This window comes from Arthrobacter sp. HMWF013, from assembly GCF_003061105.1.
Taxonomy (GTDB): Bacteria; Actinomycetota; Actinomycetes; order Actinomycetales; family Micrococcaceae; genus Arthrobacter.
The window spans coordinates 3,943-9,305 of the sequence record NZ_QAIQ01000519.1; the positions used below are offsets into that span (position 1 = coordinate 3,943).

Below are 5,363 nucleotides of genomic sequence, written 5' to 3' on the forward strand. Positions count from 1 at the left end.
GCTCCCGGCTTGCCCGGCTGACGGGATTCACGGCCGCCAGCTATTCACCCATCCTTGAGCCTTTGCTCAGAACGGTCCGGGCGAACAATCCCAAGGAAGACTTCGATCTCATCCAGCGTGCCTTCGAGGTGGCCGAGCGCTGCCACCGCGGGCAAAAGCGCAAGAGCGGCGATCCGTACATTACCCACCCGGTGGCTGTCGCCACGATCCTCGCCGAACTGGGCCTCAGCGGCACCACCCTCGCTGCCGCCCTGCTCCACGACACCGTTGAGGACACCTCCTACACCCTGGCGGACCTGAAGCGGGACTTCGGTCCTGAGGTCGCCATGCTGGTGGACGGTGTGACCAAACTGGACAAGGTCAGCTTCGGTGAAGCCGCGCAGTCCGAGACCGTCCGCAAGATGGTCGTGGCCATGGCCAAGGACATCCGTGTCCTCATGATCAAACTCGCGGACAGGCTCCATAACGCACGGACCTGGCGGTTCGTGTCCGCGGAGTCATCGGCCAGGAAAGCCCGCGAAACCCTCGAGATCTTTGCACCCCTGGCCCACCGGCTGGGTATGAACACCATCAAGTGGGAGCTGGAAGACCTGTCCTTCGCAGCCCTCTACCCGAAGGTCTATGAGGAAATTGTGCGGATGGTGGGGGACCGCACTCCGGAGCGGGAGAAGAGCCTCAGCGTCATCCGGGACCAGATCACCGAAGACCTCCGTGCCGCCAAGATCAAAGCCACCATCACGGGCCGGCCCAAGCATTACTACTCGATCTACCAGAAAATGGTGGTCCGGGACAAAGACTTCGACGACATCAATGACCTTATGGGCGTCAGGGTGCTCGTGGACTCTGTCCGCGACTGTTACGCGGCCCTGGGCACCATGCATTCGCGGTGGAACCCCCTGCCGGGGCGGTTCAAAGACTACATCGCCATGCCAAAGTTCAATATGTACCAGTCACTCCACACCACGGTGATCGGCCCGGGCGGCAAACCCGTGGAAATCCAGATCAGGACGCACGAAATGCACCGCCGGGCCGAGTACGGTGTGGCCGCGCACTGGAAGTACAAGGACCAGCCCAACCGCACGGCTGTTGGCCCGGGCAGTCCGCGCGACGGCGACATGGGCTGGCTCAGGTCCCTGGTGGACTGGCAGCAGGAAACCTCCGATCCCGGGGAGTTCCTTGATTCGCTGCGGTTCGAGATCAACGCCCGCGAAGTTTTTGTGTTCACACCCAAGGGCGAAGTCATGGCCCTGCCGGCCGGATCAACTCCGGTGGATTTTGCCTACGCCGTGCACACCGAGGTTGGGCACCGGACCATCGGAGCCCGGGTCAACGGCAAGCTGGTTCCGCTCAACAGCGAGCTCAACCACGGCGACTGGGTGGAGATCTTCACCTCCAAGGCCGAAGGTGCCGGTCCCAGCCAGGACTGGCAGCATTTCGTCAAGAGCGCCCGCGCGCGGAACAAGATCCGTCAATGGTTCAGCAAGGAACGGCGCGAGGAAGCGATTGACCGCGGCAAGGAACTGCTGACCCGCGCCATGCGGAAGCAGAACCTGCCCCTGCAGCGGCTGATGACCCACGAGGCCCTCGCCGCAGTGGCTGCCGAGTTCAAGTACGTGGATATCTCCGGGCTTTACGCCGGGGTGGGTGACGGCCACACGTCAGCCCAGTCCGTCATGGAGAAGCTCGTCGAAAGCCTCGGCGGCAGCGAGAGCACCGACGAAGACGTCAGTGAAGTCAGCATTCCCACCCATGTGGCGAAGACCAAGTTCTCCGATTCCGGCGTGGTGGTGCGTGGCGTCGGCGACGTCTGGGTGAAGCTGGCCCGCTGTTGTACGCCTGTTCCGCCGGACCCGATCCTGGGGTTCGTCACGCGCGGCTCCGGCGTTTCCGTGCACCGGACCGACTGCACCAACATCTCGGACCTGAAGGACCAGCCGGACAGGATTGTGGACGTCGACTGGGCACCCACCCAGTCCAGTGTCTTCCTCGTGGAGATCCAGGTGGAGGCACTGGACCGGAAGTCCCTGCTTTCCGACGTCACGCGTGTGCTCTCGGAGAACCACGTCAACATCCTGGCCGCCAGTGTGAACACCTCCAGCGACCGTGTGGCCATCTCAAGGTTCGCCTTTGAGATGGGGGACCCCAAGTACCTCAACCACGTCCTCAGTGCCGTCCGGCGGATCGATGGCGTCTTCGACGTCTACCGGACCACCGGCAATAAGCGCCGGAGCTAGCAGGGCGAGCTTCTCCAGGGCCGCCCTCTTGTGCGGGACCCTGGGGGTGGCCTCGATGGCCAAAACCAGCAGGCGGAGGCGGACGTCCTTTTCCGGCCGCGCCAGCAGACCGGCCAGGGCAGGCAAGGCGCGGTGGGCCTCTACATGCAGGGCAATGTCCACTGCGGTGCGGAGCGGACTGGACACCATGAGCCCGCCCATGCTGACGACGTCAAACGGGCCGAGCCTGACCTCGTGGAGAGTGCAGCCCCGGGTGTTCCGAAGGCCTGAAATCCGCCGTTTCGCATCCACCAGCAGCGCCAGTTTGTCCGGCTCCGCCGCGCAGCCGTAGATCCAGGCCGCCGTCATCCGCCCGGCCACCACCCGTTGCCTCACGGCCGCGGGAACTGCATTGGCGGCTGCCCTGGCCCGCAGTTGGGGTGAAGCGGGTGCTTCCGGGAGCGTGAAGCCGTGCTGGTGGAACTGCGTCAGAATACCGTCTGCGGCCAGCGATTGAAGCTCCGGCCAGGCGAACGGACGCCCCGGCGAGTACAGCTCAGGGTATTGCGGTGGTGACGGTGTGGCCATCCGTCCATCCTGCCGCGCCTGCCCGTTAAACGCCCAGGCCCGGCGCCGGTTATGTGGATAACCGGAGCCGGGCCTGGACCGCGTGGCGGCTTGAGTTCTAGGACAGTTCGCTGGCGGACCGCTGGATCTGGTCGAGCCAGGCCTGCCGTGCCTCGAGGGCTTCCTTGGCGGATTTGATCTTCCGCTGGTCGCCCAGCTTTTCAGCCTTCGCCAGATCGTCCTGCAGGCCGGCGATAGCTGCCTCCAGCTGTGACAGGGCGCTGTTGGTGCGCGCCTTCGTCTCGGGGTTGGAGCGCTGCCAGTTTTCCTCTTCTGCGTGGCGGACGGCGTCCTCCACCTTGCGGAGTCCGGCTTCGATCCGTCCCATGTCGGCGCGGGGAACCTTGCCGGCCTCTTCCCACCGGTCGCGGACGGACTGCAGTGCCTTCTTGGCGGCCGCGAGATCCTTGACCGGCAGGATGGCATTGGCTTCGAGCAGGAGCGCTTCCTTCACCGTGAGGTTGGCAGCATATTCCTGGTCGATCTCTTCGTTGGCTGCCTGCCGGTTCGTGAAGAACACGTCCTGGGCGGCACGGAAACGCGCCCACAGGGCGTCGTCGTCCTTGCGGCTGGCCCGCGGTGAGGCCTTCCACTCATCCATCAGGCGCCGGTACTCACCTGCCGCGAAACCCCAGTCCGTGGAGGAAGACAGTGATTCCGCCTCGGAAATGAGCTTCTCCTTGGCCGTCTTCGCAGCGGAGTTGGTGCTGTCCAGCTGGGAGAAGTACGCACGGCGGTGGCGGTCAAAGACAGTGCGGGCGGCACGGAACCGCTTCCACAACGCGTCCTCGTTGCTGCGTCCCAGCCGGACCCCGCTCTTCTGGGCGGTCTTCCAGCTCTCGAACAGCTCGTTCATCCGGGCGCTGGAGGTCTTCCACTGGATCTGCGCGGGATCCTGGCCGGAGATCTCCTCTGCCTCGGCCACGATTGACTCGCGGGCAGCGAGTTCGGCGGCGCGGACGGCGTCGTGCTCTGCCTTCTCAGATTTTTCGAGCTCCGAAATCTGCCCGGAAAGGGCATCAAGGCGTGCTTCGGCGGCGCGGAGGTCTCCCACCATGTTCCGCTCAGCCAGTTGCTCGCGCAGGTGGGTGACGGTCTTCTGCATGTCCGTGCTCGGCGCCTTGGAGCTGACTCGCTGTTCGAGGAGCACGATCTGGGCGACGATGTCGTCATACTTGCGGGCGAAATAGGCAAGGGCCTCGTCATTGCTGACGTCGGGGTACTGGCCTACCGGGTGCTCTTCGCCGTCGACGGTCAGGAAGACGTGGCCGTCGCCTTCGACGCGGCCCCAGCGGGAAGCTTCCGCCAGTGACGTCGCGGACGCAACCGGCGCAGGTGCGGCGGCCGGAGCAGCCGCTGCCGGCTTGGGCCGTGCGGCGAAAGCCGCCGGTGACGGTGCGGGACGCGGCGCGGGTGCAGGCGCGGCTGCACGAACGGCCGGGGCTGCTGCCTCCTGCGCGGGGCTTTCCTCTTCCGTAGCCGTAGCCGTAGCCGTAGCCGTAGCCGTGGCGGTCTCGGGCGCTTCAACCTGGGCGGGCGTGTCGGCGCTGTCCTGGGCCTGGGCTTCAACAGCTGCGGCAGGCGTGGCCTCGCTACCGCCGGCACTTTCCCCGTCAACCGGGGCCGGTGCGGCCGTGTCGGCTTCAGCCACGGGTTCCTCGGCTGCGCGCTCTTGCTCCACGGTTTCTTCAACCGTGGCCGGGTCAGCTGCTGCCTGGTCAGCAACGGGGGCCGTCGCTTCGGTCAGGTCAGCTGCTGTTTCGTCGGATTTCTGACTGTCTGTCACCGCTAAAAGTCTTTCGCTTGGAGGGAAATACTCATGTGCTGCACCGCAGCCAATAAGGCCGGGCTTCCTACTTCAGAGAAAACGAGTCTATCGTGACGGGCTGCGCGGGTGCGCCGTCCGTGGCGTTGGAACCGGGGGTGATGCCGGCGGAAGCAATGTTGGTCACTGTCTCAAGTCCGGAGGTCACCTTGCCCACCACCGTATAGCCCCCGGCGGAATCTGCCGGAATCACTGTGTCTTTATAGACAATGAAGAACTGCTTGCCGTTTCCGTAGGCGTTGTCGCCTGAACGCGCCACCGCGATGGTCCCGGCCGGATAGGTGTTGTCGGCCGGCGTGTTTTCCAGAGGGCCCCAGGTGTAGTCGGGATCGGCAGAGGCACTCGCTCCACCGCACTGCAGAAGGCTGAATGTTTCGCCCGTGGTCAGGCGGTGGCAGGCGCTCCCGTTGTAGGAACCCCCGTCCGACAGTGCCTTGAGAACCGCGGCGGCCTGGGGTGCCTTGGTGCCGTCGATCTCCACGCCCAGCGCGTTTCCGTTGAGGGTCATTTCGCCGGTGAATACCTTGCCGGCAGCTGTGTCCGCCGCCGGAATGTCAGGACCGTTGGTTGGCTGTGCAGACGGAGTGGCTGTCGCGGAAGGGCTCGACAGTCCGGCTTCCAGCGCCGCGAACTCGTCCTCGGTGGGGTTGCCTGAGAAGGCAGTGAGTTGAAGCACGACGGCGAGCACCACAGCGGCG

Annotated in this window: 4 protein-coding genes; 1 reads left to right on the forward strand and 3 read right to left on the reverse strand. The window is 65.0% G+C overall.

The genetic code is table 11. The features are described 5' to 3' along the window. Positions 1 to 2,234 (forward strand): RelA/SpoT family protein (locus DBR22_RS18120; RefSeq protein ID WP_108600160.1); only part of this gene is annotated, 2,234 nt, incomplete at its 5' end. Here the strand turns inward: DBR22_RS18120 and DBR22_RS18125 are convergent. The 3 genes from DBR22_RS18125 to DBR22_RS18135 all read right to left on the reverse strand — a co-directional run. Further along, entirely contained in the window at positions 2,115 to 2,801 is a 687-nt protein-coding gene (locus DBR22_RS18125; RefSeq protein ID WP_146187563.1) for a type IV toxin-antitoxin system AbiEi family antitoxin, read from the reverse strand. The genes DBR22_RS18120 and DBR22_RS18125 overlap by 120 nt on opposite strands. A 97-nt stretch (positions 2,802 to 2,898) precedes the next feature. Further along, positions 2,899 to 4,626 (reverse strand): DUF349 domain-containing protein, encoded by a 1,728-nt coding sequence (locus DBR22_RS18130; protein WP_258229284.1) that lies wholly within the window; start codon positions 4,624 to 4,626, stop codon positions 2,899 to 2,901. 67 nt (positions 4,627 to 4,693) lie between these two features. Beyond that, the coding region (locus tag DBR22_RS18135) for a peptidylprolyl isomerase (RefSeq protein WP_258229285.1) at positions 4,694 to 5,363 on the reverse strand (670 nt) is incomplete at its 5' end.